Raw genomic sequence first — 23,972 nt, forward strand, 5'->3', positions numbered from 1 at the left:
ACGAGCGCGCCTAGCGATAGGCCGGTTAGGTCCAGAATTGAATTGGGAGAATGCAGATGACCACCACCGGAAAGCAGCTTTTCACCACTCTTGAAAGCGACGGTACGCTGACCGTCGAGATCGCGCAGAGCGAATTTCCCGATCCCACCGGCAATCAGGTGCTGGTCAAGATGGAAGCGGCACCGATCAACCCGTCGGACCTCGCGATCCTGACCGGCGCGGCCGATTTCGAGAATGCCGACTATTCGCCCGGCAAGGTCGTCGCCAAGATGCCCGAGCCGTTCAACTCGGGTCAGAAAGCCCGCCATGGGCAGCGCCTGCCCGCAGGCAACGAAGGCGCAGGCACGGTCATCGCAACCGGCGACAGCGACATGGCCAAGGCGCTGATGGGCCAGCGGGTCGCCTGCGTGCCGGGCACCGCCTACAGCGAATACGCGATTGCCGATGCCGCCATGTGCCTGCCGCTGGGCGATCACAGCGCTGAAGCCGGTGCGTCGAGCTTCGTCAATCCGATGACCGCACTCGGCTTCGTCGAGAACGCCCGGATGGATGGTCACAAGGCGATCCTGCACACCGTCGGCGCATCCAATCTCGGCCAGATGCTCAACCGCATCTGCCTCGAGGACGGCATGGGCCTCGTCAATATCGTACGCAAGGACGAGCAGGCCAAGCTGCTCAAGGATCAGGGCGCGACGCATGTCGTGAATTCCTCCGACGACGATTTCCTCGACCAGCTCAAGGCGGCGATCGACGATACCGATGCTTTCTACGGCTTCGATCCGATCGGCGGCGGCAAGATGGTCGACACCTGCTTCAAGGCAATGGAACAGGTCGCGGTCGGCAAGATGACCGAATATTCGCGCTATGGCTCGAACCAGCAGAAGCGGATGTTCATCTATGGCCGCCTCGACTTCGGGCCGACCACGCTGACCCCCAGCTACGGGTTCGGCTGGACGCTCTCGGGCTGGCTGCTGACGCCGTTCCTGCAAACCGCGGGAATGGAAACGGTGATGCGCATGCGCAAGCGTGTGCTCGACAACCTCACCACCACCTTCGCCAGCGGCTACAAGACCAAGGTCGATCTCGAAGGCATGCTGACCAAAGATGCGATCCTCGATTATCGCCAGATGAAGACCGGCGAGAAATATCTCGTGATGCCGCACGGCTAGGCGCGACCCGAATGCTTCCCCGTCCGCACAGCGATGCGGGCGGGGACAGCGTCCCTGCCTACCTCATGTCGAAAGCCCGCTGGATCGTGGCGGGATCGCTTTCACCCGCGGCCAGCAGCAATTGCAGGAGAATCCGCGCCTTTTGCGGATTGAGCGCGCGGGCCGCGACGAAACCGTTGCCATCGTCCTGGTCCTCGCGGTCGACCAGTCCCTCGTCAGCCCGGCTGGCGCGGATGACGCAGACCCCGCGCGAAGCAAGCCTCGCCAGTTCCTGACGGACGCCATCTGGCATGTTCCCTTCGCCAACACCAGCCAGCACGATGCCGCGCGTGGTATCGCTCACCTGCCGGTTCAGGTCGGCCGCATCGAGACCGGCATAGGCGTAGACGATGGCCACCCCGGGGAAACTCTTTGGCCAGCCGAAGGCCGCCCCGCCCCCGGTCCGCCAGGGTGCGCCGAACCATTCGAGCGAAGCGGGCGTTACCAGTCCGACCGATTCTGCGCGGGAACCCGCGAAAGGCCTCGGTCCCGCGCGTGCGGACCTTGTAGACGTCGCGCGCGGCAAAGATCCGGTCGCCCATCACCACCAGCACCCCGCGCCCCGCAGCATCGGGATCGCTCGCCACGCGTACGGCATTGGCGAAATTGCGCAGCCCGTCATAGCCCACCGCATCGGCGGGCCGCATCGCGCCGACCACCACCACGGGCTTGTCCGCCGGCAGCGTCTGGTCGAGCAGGAACGCGGTTTCTTCCAGCGTATCGGTGCCGTGGGTGACGATAACACCCTGACACGCCGGGTCCGCCAGCGCCGCCTGCGCAGCCTGGTGGAGCGGGGTCCACACCATCGGTCCGATGTCGGCCGAATCGATATTGGCGATCTGCTTGCCCGAAAGCTCGGCCTCGAGCCCCAGCCCGCCGACCTTTTCGAGATAGTCCTCGATCCCGATCTCGCCCGAACGGTATCCCGGAGTAATCGCGGAACCGGCGATCCCGGCAATCGTGCCGCCGGTGGCGAGGACGGTAAGCTTGGTGGTCATGCCCGCCGCCTAGCGGGCCACGCGCGATCTCGGCAATTGATTTTGCCGAATTGGGCGCTATGTGCAGCGCACCGCTGAAACGGAGCGGGCGATTAGCTCAGTTGGTAGAGCATCTCGTTTACACCGAGAGGGTCGGCGGTTCGAGCCCGTCATCGCCCACCATTTCCGCCGGTGCCGCGATCGTGGCACCCGCTCGGCGCCGCTTGCCGCCTACTCCGCAATAGCGCGGTCTATCGCGGCGCGCGCTTCCTCGCTGGTCCAGTCGTAACCGCCCTGCACCCGCCAGATCTCCTGCCCCGCGGCATCGTATAGCACGGTGGTGGGCATGCTCCCCCCGCCAACCGCGAAGCCGATTGCACTTTCGGTATCCATCCATGGCTCGAGCCTCGCATAGCCGCCCTGAGCGAAGAACGGGCCGACCACTTCTGCGCCTTGCATGTCCTGGCTCACGGTCAGCACCCGCAGGCGACCTTCGTATTCGCCGGCAAGCGTATCGAGCAGCGGCATCTCCTCGACACACGGCGCACACCAGGTTGCCCAGAGATTGAGCAGGACGGGCGTGCCCTGCAGCGCACCGAGATTGAGCGAGCGCCCTGCCGGATCGGTCACATTCAGAGCCGGCATCAGTTCGCCCGCCGCGCTGTCGTCGATCTGTCCGGTTAGGGCGGACGAAGCGCTGCTTTCTTGCGCCGCATCGGGTGCACCCCTATCGCAGCCCGCGACTGCAAGACCGAGGATGATGGCAAGCGTGAACGACAAGCGGGACACTCAGGGCTCCAACAGCATGTGGGGCGGCAGGTTCGCCGAAGGACCTAGCGCGATCATGCGCGAAATCAACGCCTCCATTCCGTTCGACAAGATCCTGTGGCGCGAGGATATCGAAGGCAGCCGGGCGCATGTCGCCATGCTCGCCCGGCAGGGTATCGTCTCGGCCGAAGATGCGGGCACCATCGATCGAGGATTGCAGCAGATCGCCGCGGAGTACGAGCGCGACGGGGTCCCCGAGGACTGGGACCTGGAAGACATCCACATGACCGTGGAGGCCCGCCTGACCGAAATCGTCGGTCCGGTCGCTGGGCGGCTGCACACCGCGCGCAGCCGCAACGACCAGGTGGCGACCGACTTCCGCATGTGGGTGCGCACCGCCAACCGGCGCGCCATCGCGGGCATCGAAGCGGTGCTGGCCGCGCTGGTCGCCCGCGCCGAGGAGCATGCCGGCACGATCATGCCCGGCTTCACGCATTTGCAGACCGCGCAGCCGGTGACGCTGGGCCATCACCTGCTGGCCTATTTCGAAATGCTGATGCGGGATCGTTCGCGCTTCGCCGATGCACTGGTGCGGATGGACGAATGCCCGCTGGGCTCGGCGGCGCTGGCGGGCACCGGCTTCGACCTCGACCGCGACATGACCGCCGAGGCGCTTGGCTTCGCACAGCCCACGCGCAACAGCCTCGATGCCGTATCGGACCGCGATTTCGCGCTCGATTACCTGACCGCGGCGAGCCAGTGTTCGCTGCACCTGTCGCGGCTGGCGGAGGAATTCATCATCTGGGCCAGCCAGCCCTTCGGCTTCGTCAAGCTGCCCGATACGCTGTCGACGGGCAGTTCGATCATGCCGCAGAAGCGCAATCCCGATGCCGCCGAGCTGGTGCGCGGGCATGCCGGCCGCGTGATCGGCTGCGCGACATCGCTGATGATCACGATGAAGGGCCTGCCGCTCGCCTATTCGAAGGACATGCAGGACGACAAGCCGCCGGTGTTCGAGGCTGCGGGCCTGATCGATCTCAGCCTTGCCGCCATGGCGGGGATGGTGGCCGACAGCGGCTTCGACACCGCGCGCATGCGCCGTGCGGCCGAAGCCGGCCACGCCACCGCGACCGACCTGGCCGACTGGCTGGTGCGGCAGGCGGACATTCCGTTCCGCGAAGCGCACCACATTACCGGGGCGGCCGTGAAGCTGGCCGACGAGCAGGGCGTCGCGCTCGATGGGCTGTCGATCGACGATCTCAAGGCTATCGACGAACGCATCGACGAGCGCGTGTTCGATGCGCTGTCGGTCGATGCCTCGGTCGCGGCGCGCGCTTCCTATGGCGGGACGGCGCCGCAGCGCGTAAGGCAGCAGGTGGCCGCGGCGAAACAGCGTCTCGGCATGGAGGATTGATGCGCCACCGGATCGCCCTTGCCGCGCTGCTGATGCTTGCTGCCTGCGGGCAGAAATCCGCGCTCGAACCGGTAGAAGGCGCAGCGCTGCCGCCCGCCCCCTATGGCGCGGATGTGCAGCCCACCGCCGATGAACTGCTGGTGCTCGATCCCGAGGCCGCCCCCGCGCGCAGCGTCGAGCTGCGGACCCGTTCGGAAGAGCGCGAGGACGATCCTTTCGATCTGCCGCCCGAGTGAATTTCAATCGGGCAAGCAAGGCTTGCTCGACAAAGAGAATGCCTTTGGGCAGGGGCCTGCCATGGACCATTTCGAGCTGAAAGACGGCGTGCTTCACGCCGAGGACGTTCCGCTGCCGCGCATTGCGGAAGAAGTCGGGACGCCCGTCTACATCTATTCGCGCGCCACGCTCGCGCGGCACGCACGCGTGTTTCGCGAAGCGCTGGCAGGGGTCGACAACCCGCACATCGCCTTTGCGGTGAAGGCCAATCCCAACCTGGCGGTGCTCAAGATCCTCGCCAGCGAGGGCTATGGCGCCGATGTCGTTTCGGGCGGGGAACTGGCCCGGGCGCTGGCAGCGGGCATGAAACCCGCGGATATCGTTTTCTCGGGCGTCGGCAAGACGCATGCCGAACTGGTGCAGGGTCTCGAGGCGGACATCGGCCAGTTCAACATCGAGAGCGAAGAGGAAGGCTACGAGTTGGCCGCGATTGCCGCACGACACGGCAAGCGCGCCGCCTGCGCGCTGCGGGTCAACCCCGATGTCGATGCGCGCACGCATGAGAAAATCTCGACCGGCAAGCGCGAGAACAAGTTCGGCGTCCCGCTCGACCGGGCGGCAGATATCTATGGCCGGCTGGCGCAGGAGGACGGCCTCGATATGCGCGGCGTGGCAGTGCACATCGGCAGCCAGCTCTCGACGCTCGAGCCGCTGGAGACCGCCTTCGGCAAGGTCGGCGCGCTGATTGCGGAATTGCGCGCCGCGGGATGCACGGTGACGCATGCCGATCTCGGCGGCGGACTGGGGGTGCCCTACAAGGCAGGTGAAAGCCTGCCCTCCCCCGCCGAATACGGCGCAATGGTCGCGCGGGTGACGCGCGACTGGGGGTGCAGCTGATGTTCGAACCCGGGCGCGTGATCGCGGGCAATGCCGGCGTGCTGCTGACGCGGGTGATCCGCGCCAAGCGCAGCGGCAACGGCCCCCCGTTCGTCGTCGTCGATGCGGCGATGAACGACCTTGCCCGCCCGGCGATGTATGGCGCATGGCACGATTTCGACGCGGTCGCGCCGACCGGCGACCGCATGACCGCGCATATCGTCGGACCGATCTGCGAGACGGGCGATACCTTCGCGATGGACCGCGAATGCGATGCGCTGGTGGCGGGCGACCTCGCCGTATTTCGCACCGCAGGCGCCTATGGCGCGACGATGGCCTCATCCTACAACTCGCGCGGTTTCGTGGCTGAAGCGCTGGTCGACGGCGACCGCTATGCCGTGGTTGCCGACCGGATCGCGGCAGCGGCGATCATGGATGCCGAACGCGTTCCCGAATGGCTCACCTGATGCAGCGGCGCGATGCATAGCCTGCCGCTCTTCCACCGGATCGCCGGCGCGCATGTCGTCGTTGTCGGCGAAGGCGAAATGGCAGCGGCCAAGGCGCGGCTGGTGGAACGCGCAGGGGGCATCCCCTGCCCCGAGACAGAAGCGCATTACGCCAGGCTGGCATTCGTGGCGCTGGAAGACGGACATGCCGCCCAGATCGCCGCACTGCGCCTCAAGCGCATGGGCTTGCTGGTCAATGTCGCGGACCGTCCCGAACTGTGCGATTTCACGCTCCCCAGCGTGCTCGACCGCGACCCTGTGCTGGTCGCGGTAAGCACCGGCGGCGCATCGGCCGGATTGGCGAAACACCTGCGGCTGCGGCTCGAGGCCATCCTGCCGCAATCGCTGGGCGCGCTGGCGAGCGGGCTGAGCGCCGCGCGCGACCGGATCCGGGCGCGCTATCCCGATGGCGATACCCGCCGCCGAGCGATCGACGCCGCGCTGCAGGAAGGCGGCCGGCTCGACCCGTTCGAACCCGCGAGTGCCGAGGGGGTCGACGGCTGGCTCGATCGGATCCGGGCTGACGATGGGGCGCAGGTCGTCGACGTCACGCTTGCCAGCGACGATCCGGAGGACCTGACGATCCGCCAGGCGCGCGCGCTGGGCCGCGCCGACACCGTGCTGCACGACCCGCAGGTTCCCGAGACCATCCTGATCCGCGCCCGCGCCGACGCCACCCGCGCGCCCCTTCCCGCAGAGACTCCTGCAAGCGGCCTCACGGTCATCCTGCGACGCAGCTAGACCACCGCCAGGTCGGTGACGCCGATTTCGCTGAAATAACGGGCCAGCGCGTCGGCCGTGTTGTCGGACAGCGCGATATAGGCGCGGCGGCGGTCGTGCGGGTCGGACACGCGGACCAGCAGGTCGGCATCGACCATCTGCCCGATCCAACGCAATGCCGTGGTTGCCGGGACCCCGGCGGCGATGCAGAGCGACGTAACCGAAACCTGCTGGCGTTCGGCGCGTGCTGCGGCGAGATCGAGCAGGATATCCCACGCCGGATCGGCGAACAGGTCGGCGTCGAAATGGCGCATGCGCGCTTGGCGGGCCTTGATGATCCGCCGCAGCACGGCCGCTTCGGGCAGGCGCGGCCGCTGTTCCTCTTCGCGCGCGGACCGCTGGTCTTCGCCCTGCGCCCGCCATGCCTGCGCGGGGGATTCGAAGCGGAAGGCGCCCCCGCCCTCGCGCTGCCCGGGCGAAAGTTTCTCCAGCCGTTCGGCGATCCGGCCGACCTGTTCGGTCAGTCGCAACAGCATCAGCCGGTCCTCTTCGCCCATTTCGCGCAACCGCAGGTTGGGCACGCGCGCCAGCACGCGGCCGATCGCGATGATCCGTTCGGCGCGGCCCGGATCGACCAGGATCTGCGGGGCCGAGAGCGAAAAGCAGCCGAACACGCTATCGAGCGCGGCCATGGTGGTCGATACCACCAACTGCGCGCCGGCCTTTCCCCCGCGCATGTCGAGCCGCGAGAGCAGCGCCAGCGCATCCGCGCTCGCTACCGCGCAATCGACCATCACGAGATCGCCCAGCGCCGCGAGCGGCCCCTGCGCATATTCTTCGAGGCTGCAGCATTCGCGCACCCGGAAACCCGCCGCGAGCGCATCTTCGCGCATTTCCGCGCGGATATGGTCGCGGTCGGCCAGGACGGTGACCGACAGCTGGCATCCGGCAGCATCGCGCACCGGCTCGTAATCGAAATTGGCTTGCATCGACTCGCGCTCCCTCACTGCAGATGCAGAACATGGTGAGAACAAAAGCGGATCAGGTCAAGAAGCGGGGTACAAATCGCGCGCACGACTGAACCATTCGCGCGGCTGCTGCGACTATCCCCATGTGACTGGCAGCAAGACCGCTCCTCCCCCACCGGCCCAATCGGAAGCCGGTCGGCGCTATGACGAATGGCTCGTCACGCTGGTGCAAGCGGGTGACCGCGAAGCCGGGGAACGGCTGGCCCGGCGCTGGCACCCGCGGCTGCTGCGCACCGCGCGGCGCCTGCTCGGCGACACCGACAGCGCGCTGGTTGCGGTGCAGGACAGCTGGATCGCGATCCTGCGCGGGATCGGCGGCCTGCGCGACCCCGCCCGCTTCGCACCCTGGGCCTTCGGGATCCTCCGGCGGCGCTGCGCGGACCGGGTGCGATCGGCGCAGCGCGAGCGCCGCCATCAAGGCACAGGCGATGCCGCGCCGGTGGCAATCGCCGCCGCGGCTTCGGAGGGCATGGCCATCCGCCAGGCCTTTGCCGCGCTGCCGGCGGACCAGCGGCTCGCCGCGCAATTGTTCTTCGGCGAGGGGCTGACGCTCGCCGAAATCGCCGAGGTCCAGGCCGTACCGCTGGGTACCGCCAAGACCCGCCTGTTCCATGCCCGCCGCAAGCTGAAGGCGGCTCTATCCGGAGACGACCCATGACCGACACAGATGCCCGTATTCGCAGCGCGCTCGACGCGGACGACAGGGAATTCCTCGCCAGCCTCGGGCCCGATCGCGGCATGTTCCGCCAGATCGGCGACAGCATGCATGGTCCGCTCGGTGGATGGATGAAATTCAGCTTCGCGCTGGCCATCGTGATCGGGCTGGCGCTGGCCTATTGCCTGTACCGCGCGCTGACCTTCGACAGCCTCGAAGCGCTGATCGGCTGGGGCCTTGCCGGCCTCGCGCTGCTGGTGATGCAGGGTTTCCTCAAGGAATGGATGTTCGCGCGGATGAACATGCTGGCCGTGCTGACCGAGGTCAAACGGCTGCAATTGCAGGTCGCCATGCTGCAGGAGGATCGCGGCTAGGGCCGGATCTCGATCGGCGTACCGTCGGGGATCAGGCTCCACAGTTCGGCGATCTCGGCATTCGACAGTGCGATGCAGCCGTCGGTCCAGTCACCCGGTACGCGCGCATCGTAAGGAAGCCCGTTGGGCTGTCCGTGAATGAAGATCAGCCCGCCCGGCGACCGGCCGCGGCTACGCGCATAGGCGCGGTCCTGCGCATTGGGATAATCGATGTGCAGGCTGAGGTAATAGCTCGACTGGGGGTTGCCATAGGTGATGGTGTAGCGCCCCTCGGGCGTGCGCTCGTCGCCCTGGAAACGCTTGTGGCCGACCGGCGCATCGCCATATTGCAGGCCCGTATAGCGGCGGATCACGCGGTCGTCCTGATAGACCAGCAGCGTGCGCTCGGACTTGTCGATCAGGATGAAATCCGCCCGTTCCCCAGCCCGGGCCTGCTGCGCCTGCAGCGGCGCGGCGCACAGTGCACCGAGCGCTGCGAAAAAGGCGAGGAAAGCGCGCATTACGCAAGCATCCTAGCGCGCATTCCGCATCAGTCCATGAACGGATCGCGCATCAGGATCGTATCGTCGCGCTCGGGACTGGTGGAAACCAGCGCCACCGGCGTTTCGATCAGTTCCTGCACGCGCTGGATGTATTTGACCGCATTGGCGGGCAGGTCGGCATAGCTGCGCGCGCCCGCGGTCGATTCCTGCCAGCCTTCCATGCTTTCGTAGATCGGCTCGACCGCAGCCTGGTCGGCGGCGTGGCTGGGGAAATAGTCATAGACATTGTTCCGCAACCGGTAGCCGGTGCAGATCTTCACCTCGTCCAGACCGTCGAGCACATCGATCTTGGTCAGCGCGATCCCGGTCACGCCGCTGATCGCGCAGGTCTGGCGCACCAGCACGGCATCGAACCAGCCGACCCGGCGCTGGCGCCCGGTGACGGTGCCGAATTCATGGCCGCGCTCGCCGATGCCCTTGCCCACCTCGTCATCCAGCTCGGTCGGGAAGGGACCGCTGCCGACGCGGGTGGTGTAGGCCTTGACGATGCCCAGCACGAAGCCGGTGGCGTTGGGGCCCAGCCCGCTGCCTGCCGCGGCCGTGCCACTGACCGTGTTCGAGCTGGTGACGAAGGGATAGGTCCCGTGGTCGATGTCGAGCAGGACGCCCTGCGCGCCTTCGAACAGGATCTTGGCGCCCGCCTTGCGAACCTTCTTCAGCCGTTTCCACACCGGCTGCGCATATTTGAGCACGAAGGGCGCGATCTCGCGCAGTTCGGCGAGCAATTGCTCGCGGTCGACCGGCTCCTGCTCGAACCCAGCGCGCAGGGCATCGTGATGCGCGCACAGCCGGTCGAGCTGCGGTTCGAGCGCGTCGAGATGCGCCAGGTCGCATACGCGGATCGCGCGGCGGCCGACCTTGTCCTCGTAAGCCGGACCGATGCCGCGCCCGGTGGTGCCGATCTTGCCCGATCCGGCGGCGGCTTCGCGCAGCCCGTCGAGATCGCGGTGGATCGGCAGGATCAGCGGACAATTGTCGGCCACCGCGAGGTTGTCGTCATTGATGGTGACACCCTGCGCTTCGAGTTTCTCGATCTCGGCCTTGAGCGCCCACGGGTCGAGCACCACGCCATTGCCGATCACGCTGAGCGTGCCCGATACGATGCCGCTGGGCAGCAGCGAGAGCTTGTAGGTGGTCCCGTCGATGACCAACGTGTGGCCCGCATTGTGGCCGCCTTGGAAGCGCACCACGGCATCGGCGCGGCTGGCCAGCCAGTCGACGATCTTGCCCTTGCCCTCATCGCCCCATTGGGCGCCGATCACGGTGACGTTGGCCATTCGATAGTTCTCGCAAATGTAAGGAAATCAAACGCCGCGGGCGTTAGGCTGATCTATGGCACGGGGCAAGGCGAATTGCCGGAAACATGCGCCGTCTGCACCATTGTATGGGCACAGGAGATTTCATGACCGATTACCCCACGCTTTCGCTGAATGACGACCGCCAGATCCCGCAGCTCGGCTTCGGCACCTACAAGATCGACGAGGACGATGCACCCGAAGCGGTCAAGACCGCGCTCGATGTCGGCTACTGGCTGGTCGACACCGCGGCCATCTACCAGAACGAACGCGGCGTCGGCAAAGGTGTTGGCGACTGGTCCGACATCTTCCTGCAGACCAAGATCTGGAACGAAAGCCAGGGCTACGAGCGGACCAAGAAGGCCGCCGACAAATGCCTCGAACGGCTCGGCCGCGACCATGTCGACATGCTGCTGATCCACTGGCCCTGCCCCGAAAAGGACCTGTTCGTGGAAACGTGGAAAGCGTTCATCGAACTGCGCGACGAAGGCAAGGCAAAGTCGATCGGCGTATCGAACTTCCGCGAGCAGGACCTGCGCCGCATCATCGACGAAACCGGCGTCACGCCCGCGCTCAACCAGATCGAACTGCACCCCACCTTCCAGCAGCGCGAACTGCGCAAACTGCACGACGAACTGGGCATCGTCACGCAGTGCTGGTCGCCGCTGGGCCAGGGTGCGGGGATCGAAAACGAGACCATCGCCGCCATCGCCGAGGAAACCGGCCAGCCTGCCAGCGCCGTGATCCTGCGCTGGCACATGCAGCATGGCCTGTGCCCGATCCCCAAGGCATCGAGCCGCGATCACATCGAAGCCAATTTTGCAGCGCTCAAGTTCACCCTCACGGACGACCAGATGTCGCGCATCGACGCGCTTGACGATCCCGAAGGCCGGATCGGGCCCGATCCGAGCGATTTCGAAGGGTAATATCGGCGGGGTGCGCCACGGCGGCAAGGCTGCTAATGGCGCACCCGTGACCATGACCGACGACCCCATCCGCATTGCCGCGCTGTACCAGTTCGCGCGTTTCGACGATCCGCGTGCGCTGCGCGCGCCGCTGCTTGCGGTATGCGAAGCGAATGCCGTGCGCGGAACTTTGCTGCTGGCGAAGGAAGGCATCAACGGCACGATCGCCGGAAGTGATAAGGGTGTCGAAGCGGCGCTCGACCATATCCGCGCGCTGCCCGGCTGCGCCGAGATCGAGATCAAGGAATCGCGCGCCGCGATCATGCCCTTCCACCGCACCAAGGTGCGGCTGAAGAAAGAGATCGTGACCATGGGCCAGCCCGATCTCGATCCGCTTGCCGGGGTTGGCACCTATGTCGCGCCCGAGGACTGGAACGCGCTGATTTCGGATCCGGAGACGATCGTGATCGACACGCGCAACGATTACGAAGTGCAGATCGGCACCTTCGAAGGCGCGATCGATCCGCAAACCGCCAGCTTCGGCGAATTTCCCGAATGGTTTCGCGCCAAGCGCGCCGAACTGGAGGCCGAGGGGCGCAAACCCAAAATCGCCATGTTCTGTACCGGCGGGATCCGCTGCGAGAAATCGACCGCCTTCGCGCGCGCCGAGGGGGTGGACGAGGTCTATCATCTCAAGGGCGGCATCCTCAATTATCTCGAACACGTGCCCGAGCAGGACAGCCTGTGGCGCGGCGAATGCTTCGTCTTCGACGAACGGGTCAGCGTCGGCCACGGACTGGCGGCGGGCACCCACGGCCTGTGCCGCGCCTGCCGCAGGCCGCTGAGCGAGGCGGACATGGCGCATGACCATTTCAGCGAGGGCGTGTCCTGCCCGCGTTGTTATGACGAGCGCAGCGACGAGCAGCGCGCGCGTTATGCCGAGCGCAACCGACAGGCGCGGCTCGCACGCGAACGCGGCGAAGAACACATCGGCCGGCGCAGCGAAGCAGAGCGCGATGGCTGAACCGGTCCTCTACAGCTTTCGCCGCTGCCCATATGCAATGCGCGCGCGCATGGCGCTGCGGATCGGCGGGGCATCCTACGAACACCGCGAGGTCGTCCTGCGCGACAAGCCCGCGGAAATGCTCGAGGTGTCGCCCAAGGGCACGGTGCCGGTGCTGGTTGCCGGACCGGCCGAGGTGATCGAGGAAAGCCGCGACATCATGCGCTGGGCGCTGGTGCGCAGCGATCCCGAAGGCTGGCTCGAGCGCGACGATCCGGAGTTGGTCGAAACCAATGACGGGCCGTTCAAGCACCATCTCGACCGCTACAAATACGCCACCCGGTACGACGATGTCGATCCGGCGCAGCATCGCGCCGCCGCGCTGGACATCCTGCGCAGGCTGGACGAGCGGCTTTCGGAGTCAGCCTATCTGCGGGGCGAGACGCGCGGCTTTGCCGACATCGCGATCTTTCCCTTCATCCGCCAGTTCGCCAACACCGACCGCGACTGGTTCGACGGTCAGGCGCTGCCCCACCTCCAGGCCTGGCTGGCTGGGCTCGTCGGATCCGAGCTGTTTACGGGCATCATGACCAAGCACGCCCAATGGAAGGCCGCCTAGAGCGGTTTGACGTCGCTATCGTCGAGGACGTGCGAGCAACCGAGCGCGCGCGGATCGTCGCTGGCCGACACTGCCGCCACCGTGCGCCAGCCGATGGCACGCAGCCGCGCTGCATTGGCGCGGTCATGGCCCAGCGGCAGGAACAGCGTCTCGCGCCGGTCGGCATTCGCCGCGCCAAGCGCATCGAGCAGCGGGTCCATGTAGAGCGAGAAGCCGGTGGCGGCCTCGTCGCTGCCCTTGATCGTATAGGTCCCGCCGCGGCCCAGCGCGCGCCGCGCGCCTTCGCCGTACAGCGTGAAGCCGAACCAGCTCTGGTATTCGAACCCGTGGCGTTCGGTCGGGTCGAGCGTAACCCGCGCGCGGTCGCCGATCGTCGCGGCGATTTCGCGCAAGCCGGCAATCCGGCTGGCCAGCGCGCCGCCCGCATCGATCGCGGCCAGCTTGGCAATCGCCGTGTCGAAAGGCCCGGTGGCGTAAAGCAGCGGGAGATAGGCTTCGCCGCCCGCATCGCGCAGGCCGCCGGCATCCTTGGTGTCGAGCTCGCGCCGGACCGCGTCGCGCTGCTCCGCACCGAGCGGCATGGCTTCTTGCGCCAGCGTATCGACGACGTCGGGGAGCGTGAAATCGATCGAGATATTGGTCACGCCCGCGGCGCTGAGCGCGTCGATCGCCACAGAAACCGCTTCGCTGGCGGCAGCCACGCTGTCGGTGCCGATGAGTTCGGCGCCCATCTGTAGGCGCTGGCGCGCGGGGTCGAGCTGGTCGGCGCTGAGCAACGCGACATCGCCGGCATAGCACAGCCGCAGCGGACGCGGGGCAGCCGCCATGACGGTCGCGGCGATGCGGCCCACCTGCACCGTGATGTCGCTCCGCAGCGCCAGCGTGCGCAGGCTTTCGGGGTCGGTGAAGCGCACCATCCGGCGCGTCGCGACACCATCCATCCGGCCTGCCAGCGAGTGTTCGAATTCGACCAGCGGCGGACGCACGCGATCGTAGCCATGGCTGTCCATCGCATCGAGCATCGCGCGCTTGGCAGTGGTGATCGCGCGGGCGCGCGCCGGCAGCGCGTCTTCGAGGCCGATGGGCAGGAGGTCGTCTTGATTGGTCATCGCGCCGCGCCCCCTGCCCTATCGTTTGTCAGAATGCCAGCGGCATCACGACCTTGACGCCTTCCAGCGCGCAGGCCTGCTCGACCACTTCGGGCGGGATCGGCGCATCGACGCTGAGCAGCACGGTGGCTTCGCCCCCGGCCTGCCGCCGTCCGAGGTGGAAGGTGCCGATATTGATGCCCGACTGCCCGAGCAACGAACCGATCCGGCCGATGAAACCGGGCGCGTCTTCGTTGACGATATAGAGCATGTGGCCGTCGAGTTCGGCCTCGATCCGCACGCCGAACAGCTCGACCAGCCGCGGGGCATCGGCTCCGAACAGCGTGCCCGCCACCGAACGGTCGCCCTGGTCGGTGCCCACCGTCACGCGGATCAGCGTGTTGTAGACGCCTTCCTTCTCGTGGCGGATCGAGCGGATGTCGAGCCCGCGTTCCTTCGCCAGATAGGGCGCGTTGACCATGTTCACCGTGTCCGAATACTGGCGCATCAGCCCGGCCAGCACCGCGCCTTCGATCGGCTTGCCCGACAGTTCGGCTGCCGCGCCTTCGCGCTCGATCGAAATCTTGGTCAGATTGCCATGCGCCAGCTGGCCCACCAGGCTGCCGAGGTCTTCGGCCAGACCCATATAGGGGCGCAGCTTGGGTGCTTCCTCGGCGCTGAGGCTGGGCATGTTGAGCGCATTGGTGACGCCGCCGCTGACGAGATAATCCGCCATCTGTTCGGCCACCTGCAGCGCGACATTGACCTGCGCTTCGGTGGTGCTGGCACCGAGGTGCGGCGTACACACGAAGTTGGGCTTGCCGAACAGTGGGCTGTCCTTGGCCGGTTCGCTCTGGAACACGTCGAGCGCGGCCCCGGCAACCTGCCCGCTGTCGAGCGCATCGGCCAGCGCCGCCTCGTCGATCAGGCCGCCGCGCGCACAGTTGACGATCCGCACGCCCTGCTTGGCCTTGGCGAGGTTTTCCGCCGACAGGATATTGCGCGTCTCGTCGGTCAGCGGCGTGTGGAGCGTGATGAAATCGGCCTTGGCCAGCAGCGTGTCGAGATCGGCTTTCTCGACCCCGATTTCGACCGCGCGTTCCTCGGTCAGGAAGGGATCGTAGGCAACGACCTTCATGCGCAGGCCCAGCGCGCGGCTGGCGACGATGCTGCCGATATTGCCCGCGCCGATCAGGCCCAGCGTCTTGCCCGTCACTTCGACGCCCATGAAGTCGTTCTTGGGCCATTCGCCCGCCTGCGTGCGGACATTGGCGGCGGGGATCTGCCGCGCCAGCGCAAACATCATCGCGATGGCGTGTTCGGCCGTGGTGATCGAATTGCCGAACGGCGTGTTCATCACCACCACGCCCTTGCCGCTGGCGTAGGGGATATCGACATTGTCGACGCCGATACCGGCGCGGCCAATGACCTTGAGATTGGTCGCCGCATCGAGGATTTCGGGCGTGACCTTGGTCGCGCTGCGGATGGCGAGGCCATCGTACTGGCCGATCACCGCCTTGAGTTCATCGGGCGTCATGCCCGGCTTCACGTCGACATCGCAGCCGCGCTCTTCGAAAATGCGCGCGGCGTTCGGGTCCATTTTGTCCGAAATAAGGACTTTGGGTTTGTTCATGATTTTTCTCTCGTCATCCCAGCGAAAGCTGGGATCGCTTTCGATTTGGTCGGAGCGAGCGGATAGCGGTCCCAGCTTTCGCTGGGACGACGCCGATTATGCCGCTTTCACCTGTTCGTAGGCCCACTCGATCCACGGCAGGAGACGCTTGAGGTCTTCCTGCTCGACCGTGCCGCCGCACCAGATGCGCAGGCTCGGCGGGGCGTCGCGATAGCCGTTGAAGTCGTAACCGACATCGCGGTCCTCGAGCAGCTTGACGATCTTCTTCGGCACCGCCGCCTTCTCGTCATCGGGAAGCTGATCGTACCACTCGCCCTGGAAGACGAAGCACACGCCGGTGTTGGTCCGCTTAGCCGGGTCGGCGACCATGTTGCGCAGCCAGGGGGTCGCCTCGATCCAGTCGAGCACGATCTTGGCATTGGCATCGGCGCGTTCGAACATCGCCTTGCGCCCGCCCATCGCCTGCGCCCATTCGAGCGCGTCGATATAGTCTTCGGTCGCCAGCAGCGAGGGTGTGTTGATCGTCGCGCCCTCGAATATGCCGGTGTTGATCTTGCCGCCCTTCTTGAGGCGGAAGAGCTTGGGCAGCGGCCATTCGGGGTCGTATTCCTCGATCCGCTGTACCGCCTTGGGGCTGAGGATGAGCATGCCGTGCTGCGCTTCGCTGCCCATCACCTTCTGCCAGCTGTAGGTCGTGGCATCGAGCTTGGCCCAGTCCATCTCCATCGCGAAAACGGCGCTGGTGGCATCGTTGATCGTCACGCCTTCGCGGCCCGGGGCCAGCCAGTCGGTGTTCGGGATCTTGGCGCCCGAAGTGGTGCCGTTCCAGGTGAAGACGACGTCGTTGTCCTGCGGGATGCTCGCCAGATCGGGGATTTCGCCGTAATCGGCGTCCATGACCGTAAGTTGCGGCAGCTTGAGCTGCTTGACCGCGTCCTGGATCCAGACATTGCCAAAGCTTTCCCATGCCGCGACGGTGGCCGGGCGATCGGGGCGCAGCATGGTCCACATCGCGCATTCGAGCGCGCCGGTATCCGATGCCGGCATGATGCCGACGAGGTAATCCTCGGGCACGCCGAGCATTTCCTTCGACAGGTCGATGGCATATTTCAGCCGCGACTTGCCGAGCGCGCTGCGATGCGAGCGGCCGAGCGATTCGGTTTTGAGATTGGCGGCAGACCAGCCCTTGTGTTTGACGGTCGGTCCGGACGAAAAGAAAGGGCGCTCGGGTTTGAGCTTCGGTTCGGCAGTCATGTATTCTCTCCTTGCAGAGAGCTCGCGCGGCGTTGGGACCGCGTGGCCCGCCGCCCGCACTAATGTTGCGCCGCAGCGAGTCAATGTGAAATACCGGTAGTGCGATAAAGCGTAGCTACGACACGACAGGCGACAGCCGCGAAGGCATGATCGTGGAATGCGAAAAATCCCTGCGGTTACAATCACGCTGCAAGCCGATGGACGGCATCGGCCATCTTCCCTAAAGCGCCGCGCAATGGATGTGACCGATCTTCGCATCGCGCTGTTCAGCGGGAACTACAATTACACTCGCGATGGCGCGAACCAGGCGCTCAACCGCCTGGCGGGCTTCCTGCTCAGGCAGGGCGCGGCGCTGCGCGTCTATGCCCCGGTCGTGGCCGAACCCGATTTCCCCGCGACCGGCGACCTGGTCGACATTCCCAACGTCCGAATGCCGGTGAAGGGTCGCGGCGAATACCGCCTGCCGCTGCGCATCGACGACCGCGTGCGCGCCGATCTGGCCGAATTCGCACCCAATGTGGTCCATCTGTCATCGCCCGATCCGGCCGCGCACGGCGCGCTCAAATGGGCGCGCGCGAAGGATATCCCGGTGCTGGCGTCGGTCCATACGCGGTTCGAGACCTACCCGCGCTATTACGGTCTCGGTTTCCTCGAACCGCTGGTCGAAGGCATGCTGCGCCGCTTCTACCAGCGCTGCGATGCGCTGGTGGCGCCATCGCAAAGCCAGATCGCCGAACTCACCGCGCAGGCAATGCATGACGACATTTCGATCTGGTCGCGCGGGGTCGACCGCACGGTCTTCGATCCGTCCAAGCGCGATCATGCATGGCGCCGCGCGCACGGCCTGGCCGATGACGATGTGGCAATCGTGTTCCTCGGCCGCCTGGTGATGGAAAAGGGGCTCGACGTCTTTGCCGAAACGATCGTGCAATTGCGCAAGCGCCAGGTCCCGCACAAGGTTCTGGTAATCGGCGACGGGCCCGCGCGCGAATGGTTCGAAAAGGCGTTGCCCGGCGGCATTTTCGCCGGCTTCCAGACCGGCAGGGATCTGGGCAAGGCGCTGGCGAGCGGCGATATCTTCTTCAATCCGTCGATCACCGAGACTTTCGGCAATGTCACGCTGGAGGCAATGGCCTGCGGATTGCCGGTGGTGGCCGCCGGGGCCACCGGTGCGGCGAGCCTGGTCGACGACGGGCGCACGGGCCGTCTGGTCGCGCCGGGCAAGCCCGATGTCTTCGCCCCCGCCTGCGCCGAGGCGCTGGCGCCCTATTGCACCGATGACGACCTGCGCCTGCTGCATGGTGCCAATGGCGAACAGGTCGCGCGCGCCTATACGTGGGACGCGATCAACCAGGCGGTGGTCGACACCTATCTGCGGCTGATCGAAACACGCGCCGCCGCCCGCTAGCGCAGCACGCCTGCTGCGCTCATCCAGCGCGAATACCACAGCGAAAACAGCGTCGAGATCCAGATCGCCGCCATCAGCAGCGGGTTCTGCAGGCTGTCGGGGATCTGCGAGACCAGCAGTTCGAAATAGGTCGTCGCGATCAGCCCCACGGTCGCCACGGCGAACGCGGCGAAGGCCAGCTTGCGGCGCAGCAGCAACAGGATCGACCCGAGCAGCGCGCCCCAAACGCCCAGCGCCCAGGCCGCATCGGCCCAGGCCGGGAAGGTGTCGAAATATCCGATCTGTTCGGGCGTCATACCCAGTTCGGCCAGGCTGCCCGTTTGTGTCATCAGATAGCTGTAACAGCCGATCGCATTGAACAGCAGCGTCGCTATGCCCACCACCCAGAGGTGCCAGGGCGTGTGTGTGGTGTCCGTCATGTCCGAACCCTCCCCCATCGCGACCCGCGGGCGCAGCCTAGCCCGTCTCCCGCGGATCGCCAAATGGCAGGGGTCAGAGCCGCTCGATCTTCTTGGCCAAATCGTCGACCAGATCGACGATCTCGCGCACCGTGTCCTCGTCCAGCTTTCCCGAACGCGCCCGGTTCTTGAGCACGCTGGCGAGATTGCCGACCGCGCGGAACATTTCGGGCGTGGCATAGGCGCGGCGATGACTGCCATGACCCGACAGCCGCTCGAACAGCGCCGTCACTTCATCCGCGCGTTCCGCCAGTTCGGACCGCCCCGCATCGGTGGCCTGGTAGGCCTTGCGGGTCTCGTCTCCGGGAGCCGGCGCGATCGCGCCCTCGTCCTCGAGCAGCGACAGCGTCGGATAGATCGTCCCCGGGCTCGGGGCATACGCCCCTTCGGTCAGTTCCTCGATCGCCTTGATCAGCTCATAACCATGGCGCGGCTCGTCGGCGACGAGCTTGAGCAGCACCAGCCTGAGCTCACCCGGTCCGAACATGCGCCGGCGGCGTCCGCCCTTGCGCGGACCGAAATCGAATCCCCAGTCGGAGCCGCCGAAGCGCGCCGATGCACCGAACCCGCTTTGCGCTTCCGCCCCGGCCATCATCGCCGCGATGAACGGCCAGCCGCGCCTGCGCGCGCCGTGGCGCCTGTGTGCCTTGTGCATATCGCTATCCTTGCCTTATCTTCGATAGCTCTAAGATATATCTTTAAAGGCACCATGCAAGTCGCCCCTGCAATTTTCCGGCGAACACCCTATGTCAGCCGACCAATGGCCGATCTCTTTCCTGAAGACCTCCCGCACAGTGCATCGCCGGAAGCGCCGCGCGAAGATGCACCGCTGGCCGATCGCCTGCGGCCCGCCACTCTGGGCGAAGTGATTGGACAGGATCACCTCACCGGTCCCGAGGGCGCGATCGGCCGGATGGTCGCCGCCGGGCGCCTGTCGAGCATGATCCTGTGGGGCCCGCCGGGTACGGGCAAGACCACCATCGCACGGCTGCTGGCCGACAGCGTGGGCATGCGCTTCGAAAGCGTCAGCGCCGTGTTCAGCGGCGTGGCCGATCTTAAGAAAGCCTTCGCGGCTGCCGACAAGGCTGCGCAGGCCGGCCAGCGCACGCTGTTGTTCGTGGACGAGATTCACCGCTTCAACCGTGCGCAGCAGGATGGCTTCCTGCCGTTCGTCGAACGCGGGACGGTGACGCTGGTCGGCGCGACGACCGAGAATCCCAGCTTCGCCCTCAACGCCGCTCTGCTCAGCCGGACGCAGGTACTGATCCTGCAGCGGCTCGACCGGGAAGCGCTGGGCCTGTTGCTCGACCGCGGCGAAACGCTCGAGGGGCCCTTGCCGCTGACCCCCGAGGCGCGCGATGCGCTGGTCGCCAGCGCCGATGGCGATGGCCGGTTCCTGCTCAACCAGGCCGAAACGCTGTATAACGCCCAGCTCCCCGAACCGCTCGATCCCGCGGCACTGGGGGCATTTCTCCAGCGCCGCGTCGCGGTCTACGACAAGGACCGGGAAGGCCATTACAATCTCATTTCGGCGCTACACAAGGCGGTGCGCGGGTCCGATGTGCAGGCCTCGCTCTATTACCTCGCGCGCATGCTGACCGCGGGGGAGGAACCGCGGTTCCTCGCACGGCGGCTGGTCCGCATGGCGGTGGAGGACATCGGCATGGCCGACCCGCAGGCGCTGGTGCAATGCCTGGCCGCCAAGGACGCCTACGAATTTCTTGGCAGTCCCGAAGGCGAACTGGCGCTGGTCCAATCCTGCATCTATCTCGCAACCGCGCCCAAGTCGAACGCCGCCTACAAGGCGCAGAAGGCATCCTTCAGATCGGCGAAGGAAACGGGCAGCCTGATGCCCCCGCAAAACATCCTCAACGCGCCCACCAAGCTGATGAAGGACATCGGCTATGGTTCGGGCTACACCTATGATCACGATGCCGACGAAGGCTTCTCGGGCGACGATTACTGGCCCGAGGAAATGGAGCCGCAAAGCTATTACCAACCGGTCGAACGCGGTTTCGAACGCGAGGTGAAGAAGCGGCTCGATTACTGGGACAAGCTGCGGCGCGACCGTGCGCAGCTTTAGGCACTTCCTGGCGATCGACTGGTCGGGCGCAAAAGGGCCGGTACAGAAGGGCATCGCGCTGGCGCTGGCCGATGCCGGTGGGGGCCCGCCCGTGTTGGTCGAACGGGGCCGCGGCTGGTCGCGCGGCGACGTGCTGGCGCTGCTGCGCGAGGACCTGCCCGACGATACGCTGGTCGGGATGGATCTGGGGATTGCGCTGCCCTTCGCCGATTGCGGGGCCTATTTTCCCCGCCGCGACGTGCTGTTGCCCGATGCCCCGTCGCTATGGGCGCTGATCGACGATATCTGCGCCGGCGATCCCAATCTGGGCGCGCAAAGCTTTGTCGACCATCCCGAGTTCGCGCCCTATTTTCGCAATGGCCGGGATACGGGCGTGCATTTCGGTTGTGACGGCGCCGCGCATGGACGCGGGCGGTTCCGGGTCACCGAACAGGCTCAGGCGGAGATGGGCTGCAAGCCCTATTCGAATTTCAATCTCGTCGGGGCGGCGCAGGTGGGCAAGTCCAGCCTGACGGGAATGCGCTTGCTGCACCGGCTGCGCGGGCACCTGCCCGTCTGGCCGGTCGATCTGGATCCGGGACACGGCTCACTGGTCGTCGAAATCTACACCAGCCTCGCTGCGTTGGAATCCGGGCGCAGCGCGGCAAAGGCCAAGATGCGCAGCTTCGAAGACCTCAATGCCGCGCTGGCCGGGCTCGGCAGCCCGCCCGTGGCCGGACAGGGCGCGATCGAGGACCATTCGTCCGACGCGCTGCTCACCGCCGCATGGCTTCGCCGCGTCGCAAGCGATCGGGCGCGCTGGACGCCTGCGGGGCTGACGCGGGATATCGCCCGCACCGAAGGCTGGACCTTCGGCGCGCTCTAGTCCTCGGGAAGCGGTCCGCTGAAGACCGACCAGCCGGTCCGCTGGGCAATCTCGGCAAGCGCCCGCGCGCCCAGCAGGCTGGTGCCCGCGCGGTTCAGCCCGGGCGACCACACGGCAATCGCGGCGCGGCCCGGGACGCTGGCGAGAATCCCGCCGCCAACCCCCGATTTGCCCGGGAAGCCGACCTCGAAAGCGAATTGCCCCGAATTGTCGTAATGGCCGCACAGCAGCATCAGCGCATTGATGCGGCGCGCCCGGCTGGCCGAACACATCCGCTGGCCGGTCACCGGGTCGCTGCCATCGAAGGCGAGAAATAACGCGCTTTCGGCCAGCTGGCGGCAGCTCATCGACAGGGCGCACTGGCGGAAATAGACCGACAGCACCTCTTCCACCGGGTTCAGCAGGCGTCCGAAATCGGCGAGGAACCACGCCAGCGCGCGATTGCGTTCGCCCGCCTCGCTCTCGCTGCGCGCCACGTCCTCATCAAACGTGATCGCCGGGTTGCGGCCCATGCGGCGCAGCCGATCGAGCAGGTCGCGCACCGCTGCGTCGACGCCGCGGTTGCCGATGAACCGGTCCGTCGTCACGATGGCGCCCGAATTGATGAAGGGGTTGCGCGGAATGCCCTTTTCCTTCTCGAGCTGGACGATCGAATTGAAGGCATCGCCCGACGGTTCGCGGCCGACCGCGTCCCATAGCGCCGATCCTTCGCGCTCGAGCGCGAGCGCCAGTGCGAAGACCTTTGAAATCGACTGGATCGAGAAGGCTTCGTCGACATCGCCTGCGGCAGCCACGCGCCCGTCGGGCGTAGCGATGGCTATGCCGAACTTGCGCGGATCGACCGCCGCCAGCGCGGGGATATAGCGTGCAGGATTGCCGCTGCCGCGATCATCGGCCAGCGCATTCCATGTCTCGGTAACGATTGTCTGCAGGTCCATCGCGGTGCCGATAGGCGCGGCCGGCGCCAGGGGCAAACATTGCTGGCGGTGATGGGCGCAGGCGCGAGCGCAAGGCGGTGCCTGCCAATACGAACGAAGGCGCGCCGTTCACCGGGGAACGGCGCGCCTCGCGGGATCATCTTGGCGGAAACTAGTTCGAATTGTCGTCGCTGGGAATGGGTTGCACGACCGGCAGCGACGAACGCGTTTCGTCGACCGGCGCTACGGGGATCTGCGCCCCTGTATCGGGATCGACGACCTTGGTTTCCTGCAGCGGCGTGGCGGTCAGCGTCGCGGGATCCGAACCCGGCTGCGGCGCCTGGTAGCCATAGGCGTTCTTGACCGCGACGTATCCCGGCTGGGAAGAACCATAGCGATCGCCGTAGCGCGCATCCCATGCCGCCGATTCCCGCTGGTATTCCTCATAGGCCACGAAGAACCGCTCGAACGGGCCTTCGAACGTCTGGAAGTTGGCCAGCGCAAAGGCGATCGGATCGATCTGTTCGGCCGCCAGATACTGTTGCGACACGCCCAGTGCGGTGCGGCAGAAATCCGCCCGTGCGGGCGGCAGCGCGAAATAGTTGTAGACCATCGTCATCTGGCTTTCGCGCGCCTGGATACCGGCGCGGCGGGCGCCGTGTTCCTGCCGGTATTCGGCATCGATCCGATCGTTCACGCGCTTGAGCGGGCGCGCATGGTCCGAGATATAGCTGCTGTAGGCGTCGAGGATCGGCTGGTACTGCGGATCGAGACAGTTGAGCGCCGCGACATTCCAGGCCGAACGGAAGTGCCACACCTTCTCGTCGTCCGAAATTCCCAGGTGCACCGTCTCGCGCTGACCGAGCGAGTTCACGCGGGGGATGGTCATCACATAGGACGCCTGGCCCGGGGGCTGCGGACGGATCGGGACCGCTTCCACCACCGGCGGGGGCGGGGGCGGCGGCGGCGGCGGGGTGGCGCAGGCGCCCAGGACGGCGATGCCGGCAGCCACGGCCGCCATGCGAATGGTGATGTTCGAACCGCGGTTCATGACGCGTGACCCTCCTCGGAAAATAAGGCGATCATCCTGCCTCGTCATCGGTTGACGGGGGATGAAGAAAAACTGCCTAGCGTTTGGCAATGGCAAAGAAAATGCCCGG

At 66.2% G+C, this 23,972-nt stretch carries 24 protein-coding genes, 1 tRNA gene and 2 pseudogenes; 14 read left to right on the forward strand and 13 right to left on the reverse strand.

Going from position 1 to position 23,972, the window contains the following annotated elements:
* Positions 1 to 56: 56 nt before the first annotated feature.
* Positions 57 to 1,169: a zinc-binding dehydrogenase gene (locus WKH79_RS06950; RefSeq protein WP_230833848.1), complete on the forward strand. Its 1,113-nt coding sequence runs from the start codon at positions 57 to 59 to the stop codon at positions 1,167 to 1,169.
* A gap of 58 nt (positions 1,170 to 1,227) precedes the next feature.
* Here the strand turns inward: WKH79_RS06950 and WKH79_RS06955 are convergent, their stop codons facing one another.
* Complete coding sequence (locus WKH79_RS06955) at positions 1,228 to 1,566, reverse strand: hypothetical protein (protein WP_341860030.1); 339 nt, start codon at positions 1,564 to 1,566, stop codon at positions 1,228 to 1,230.
* A 169-nt stretch (positions 1,567 to 1,735) separates the two neighbouring features.
* A pseudogene (locus WKH79_RS06960) lies at positions 1,736 to 2,206 on the reverse strand (asparaginase domain-containing protein); the annotation flags it as partial.
* Between the two features lie 86 nt (positions 2,207 to 2,292).
* On the opposite strand from WKH79_RS06960, the gene WKH79_RS06965 reads away from it, so the two are divergent.
* Positions 2,293 to 2,368 (forward strand) — tRNA-Val (locus tag WKH79_RS06965).
* Between the two features lie 48 nt (positions 2,369 to 2,416).
* On the opposite strand, the gene WKH79_RS06970 is transcribed toward WKH79_RS06965, so the two are convergent.
* Complete coding sequence (locus WKH79_RS06970) at positions 2,417 to 2,974, reverse strand: TlpA disulfide reductase family protein (RefSeq protein ID WP_050599858.1); 558 nt, start codon at positions 2,972 to 2,974, stop codon at positions 2,417 to 2,419.
* 16 nt (positions 2,975 to 2,990) lie between these two features.
* Between WKH79_RS06970 and argH the strand changes: the two genes are divergently transcribed.
* The 4 genes and pseudogenes from argH (at position 2,991) to WKH79_RS06990 (ending at position 6,706) form a co-directional block, all read left to right on the forward strand.
* Positions 2,991 to 4,367, forward strand: a complete 1,377-nt coding sequence (gene argH, locus WKH79_RS06975) for an argininosuccinate lyase (protein WP_341860098.1) — start codon at positions 2,991 to 2,993, stop codon at positions 4,365 to 4,367.
* Complete coding sequence (locus WKH79_RS06980; RefSeq protein ID WP_050599860.1) at positions 4,367 to 4,603, forward strand: lipoprotein; 237 nt, start codon at positions 4,367 to 4,369, stop codon at positions 4,601 to 4,603. The genes argH and WKH79_RS06980 overlap by 1 nt, the downstream gene beginning before the upstream one ends.
* A 61-nt stretch (positions 4,604 to 4,664) precedes the next feature.
* A pseudogene (gene lysA, locus WKH79_RS06985) lies at positions 4,665 to 5,926 on the forward strand (diaminopimelate decarboxylase).
* 12 nt (positions 5,927 to 5,938) lie between these two features.
* Positions 5,939 to 6,706, forward strand: coding sequence for an NAD(P)-dependent oxidoreductase (locus WKH79_RS06990; protein WP_341860031.1), 768 nt, complete (start codon positions 5,939 to 5,941; stop codon positions 6,704 to 6,706).
* Here the strand turns inward: WKH79_RS06990 and WKH79_RS06995 are convergent.
* Positions 6,703 to 7,674, reverse strand: a complete 972-nt coding sequence (locus WKH79_RS06995; protein WP_341860032.1) for a MarR family transcriptional regulator — start codon at positions 7,672 to 7,674, stop codon at positions 6,703 to 6,705. The two genes, WKH79_RS06990 and WKH79_RS06995, sit on opposite strands and share 4 nt — an antisense overlap.
* Before the next feature lie 124 nt (positions 7,675 to 7,798).
* Between WKH79_RS06995 and WKH79_RS07000 the strand changes: the two genes are divergently transcribed.
* A complete protein-coding gene (locus tag WKH79_RS07000; RefSeq protein WP_341860033.1) occupies positions 7,799 to 8,371 on the forward strand; it encodes an RNA polymerase sigma factor in 573 nt (190 codons plus the stop codon).
* The gene (locus WKH79_RS07005; RefSeq protein ID WP_063510940.1) at positions 8,368 to 8,742 is read left to right on the forward strand and encodes a DUF6768 family protein; all 375 of its coding nucleotides are present in this window, start codon (positions 8,368 to 8,370) and stop codon (positions 8,740 to 8,742) included. The genes WKH79_RS07000 and WKH79_RS07005 overlap by 4 nt, the downstream gene beginning before the upstream one ends.
* On the opposite strand, the gene WKH79_RS07010 is transcribed toward WKH79_RS07005, so the two are convergent.
* Together WKH79_RS07010 and WKH79_RS07015 are read right to left on the reverse strand one after the other, a co-directional pair.
* Positions 8,739 to 9,242: a L,D-transpeptidase family protein gene (locus WKH79_RS07010; protein WP_341860034.1), complete on the reverse strand. Its 504-nt coding sequence runs from the start codon at positions 9,240 to 9,242 to the stop codon at positions 8,739 to 8,741. The two genes, WKH79_RS07005 and WKH79_RS07010, sit on opposite strands and share 4 nt — an antisense overlap.
* 29 nt (positions 9,243 to 9,271) lie before the next feature.
* Entirely contained in the window at positions 9,272 to 10,561 is a 1,290-nt protein-coding gene (locus WKH79_RS07015; RefSeq protein WP_063506993.1) for an adenylosuccinate synthase, read from the reverse strand.
* A gap of 125 nt (positions 10,562 to 10,686) precedes the next feature.
* Here WKH79_RS07015 and WKH79_RS07020 point away from each other — a divergent pair, with 125 nt between their 5' ends.
* The 3 genes from WKH79_RS07020 to WKH79_RS07030 are packed head-to-tail and all read left to right on the forward strand — an operon-like array spanning position 10,687 to position 13,106.
* Complete coding sequence (locus WKH79_RS07020; RefSeq protein ID WP_341860035.1) at positions 10,687 to 11,505, forward strand: aldo/keto reductase; 819 nt, start codon at positions 10,687 to 10,689, stop codon at positions 11,503 to 11,505.
* 52 nt (positions 11,506 to 11,557) lie between these two features.
* On the forward strand, positions 11,558 to 12,508 hold the full coding sequence (locus tag WKH79_RS07025) for a rhodanese-related sulfurtransferase (protein ID WP_341860036.1): 951 nt from the start codon (positions 11,558 to 11,560) through the stop codon (positions 12,506 to 12,508).
* On the forward strand, positions 12,501 to 13,106 hold the full coding sequence (locus tag WKH79_RS07030) for a glutathione S-transferase (protein WP_341860037.1): 606 nt from the start codon (positions 12,501 to 12,503) through the stop codon (positions 13,104 to 13,106). Before WKH79_RS07025 ends, WKH79_RS07030 begins: the two co-directional genes overlap by 8 nt.
* Here WKH79_RS07030 and WKH79_RS07035 read toward each other — a convergent pair.
* The 3 genes from WKH79_RS07035 to WKH79_RS07045 form a co-directional block, all read right to left on the reverse strand.
* Positions 13,103 to 14,215: an ATP phosphoribosyltransferase regulatory subunit gene (locus tag WKH79_RS07035; RefSeq protein WP_341860038.1), complete on the reverse strand. Its 1,113-nt coding sequence runs from the start codon at positions 14,213 to 14,215 to the stop codon at positions 13,103 to 13,105. The genes WKH79_RS07030 and WKH79_RS07035 overlap by 4 nt on opposite strands.
* Positions 14,216 to 14,243: 28 nt before the next feature.
* The gene (gene serA, locus WKH79_RS07040; RefSeq protein WP_050599869.1) at positions 14,244 to 15,827 is read right to left on the reverse strand and encodes a phosphoglycerate dehydrogenase; all 1,584 of its coding nucleotides are present in this window, start codon (positions 15,825 to 15,827) and stop codon (positions 14,244 to 14,246) included.
* A gap of 96 nt (positions 15,828 to 15,923) precedes the next feature.
* Positions 15,924 to 17,081 carry a phosphoserine transaminase gene (locus tag WKH79_RS07045; RefSeq protein WP_341860039.1) on the reverse strand — a complete coding sequence of 386 codons (1,158 nt, stop codon included), beginning with the start codon at positions 17,079 to 17,081 and terminating at the stop codon, positions 15,924 to 15,926.
* Between the two features lie 235 nt (positions 17,082 to 17,316).
* Between WKH79_RS07045 and WKH79_RS07050 the strand changes: the two genes are divergently transcribed.
* A complete protein-coding gene (locus WKH79_RS07050) occupies positions 17,317 to 18,489 on the forward strand; it encodes a glycosyltransferase family 1 protein (RefSeq protein WP_341860040.1) in 1,173 nt (390 codons plus the stop codon).
* Here WKH79_RS07050 and WKH79_RS07055 read toward each other — a convergent pair.
* Both WKH79_RS07055 and WKH79_RS07060 read right to left on the reverse strand, forming a co-directional pair.
* Positions 18,486 to 18,908, reverse strand: a complete 423-nt coding sequence (locus WKH79_RS07055) for a hypothetical protein (RefSeq protein WP_063510562.1) — start codon at positions 18,906 to 18,908, stop codon at positions 18,486 to 18,488. The genes WKH79_RS07050 and WKH79_RS07055 overlap by 4 nt on opposite strands.
* A 73-nt stretch (positions 18,909 to 18,981) precedes the next feature.
* Entirely contained in the window at positions 18,982 to 19,602 is a 621-nt protein-coding gene (locus tag WKH79_RS07060) for a PadR family transcriptional regulator (protein WP_341860041.1), read from the reverse strand.
* 105 nt (positions 19,603 to 19,707) lie between these two features.
* Here WKH79_RS07060 and WKH79_RS07065 point away from each other — a divergent pair, with 105 nt between their 5' ends.
* Positions 19,708 to 21,030 (forward strand): replication-associated recombination protein A, encoded by a 1,323-nt coding sequence (locus WKH79_RS07065; RefSeq protein WP_341860042.1) that lies wholly within the window; start codon positions 19,708 to 19,710, stop codon positions 21,028 to 21,030.
* Positions 21,017 to 21,895, forward strand: coding sequence for a hypothetical protein (locus tag WKH79_RS07070; RefSeq protein WP_341860043.1), 879 nt, complete (start codon positions 21,017 to 21,019; stop codon positions 21,893 to 21,895). The genes WKH79_RS07065 and WKH79_RS07070 overlap by 14 nt, the downstream gene beginning before the upstream one ends.
* On the opposite strand, the gene WKH79_RS07075 is transcribed toward WKH79_RS07070, so the two are convergent.
* Together WKH79_RS07075 and WKH79_RS07080 are read right to left on the reverse strand one after the other, a co-directional pair.
* Positions 21,892 to 22,833 (reverse strand): glutaminase, encoded by a 942-nt coding sequence (locus tag WKH79_RS07075; protein ID WP_063510565.1) that lies wholly within the window; start codon positions 22,831 to 22,833, stop codon positions 21,892 to 21,894. The genes WKH79_RS07070 and WKH79_RS07075 overlap by 4 nt on opposite strands.
* Positions 22,834 to 22,984: 151 nt before the next feature.
* Positions 22,985 to 23,863, reverse strand: a complete 879-nt coding sequence (locus tag WKH79_RS07080) for a hypothetical protein (protein WP_228135226.1) — start codon at positions 23,861 to 23,863, stop codon at positions 22,985 to 22,987.
* Positions 23,864 to 23,972: the final 109 nt, after the last annotated feature.

It is taken from the genome of Qipengyuania sp. GPGPB31, assembly GCF_038396345.1.
GTDB lineage: Bacteria > Pseudomonadota > Alphaproteobacteria > Sphingomonadales > Sphingomonadaceae > Qipengyuania > Qipengyuania citrea.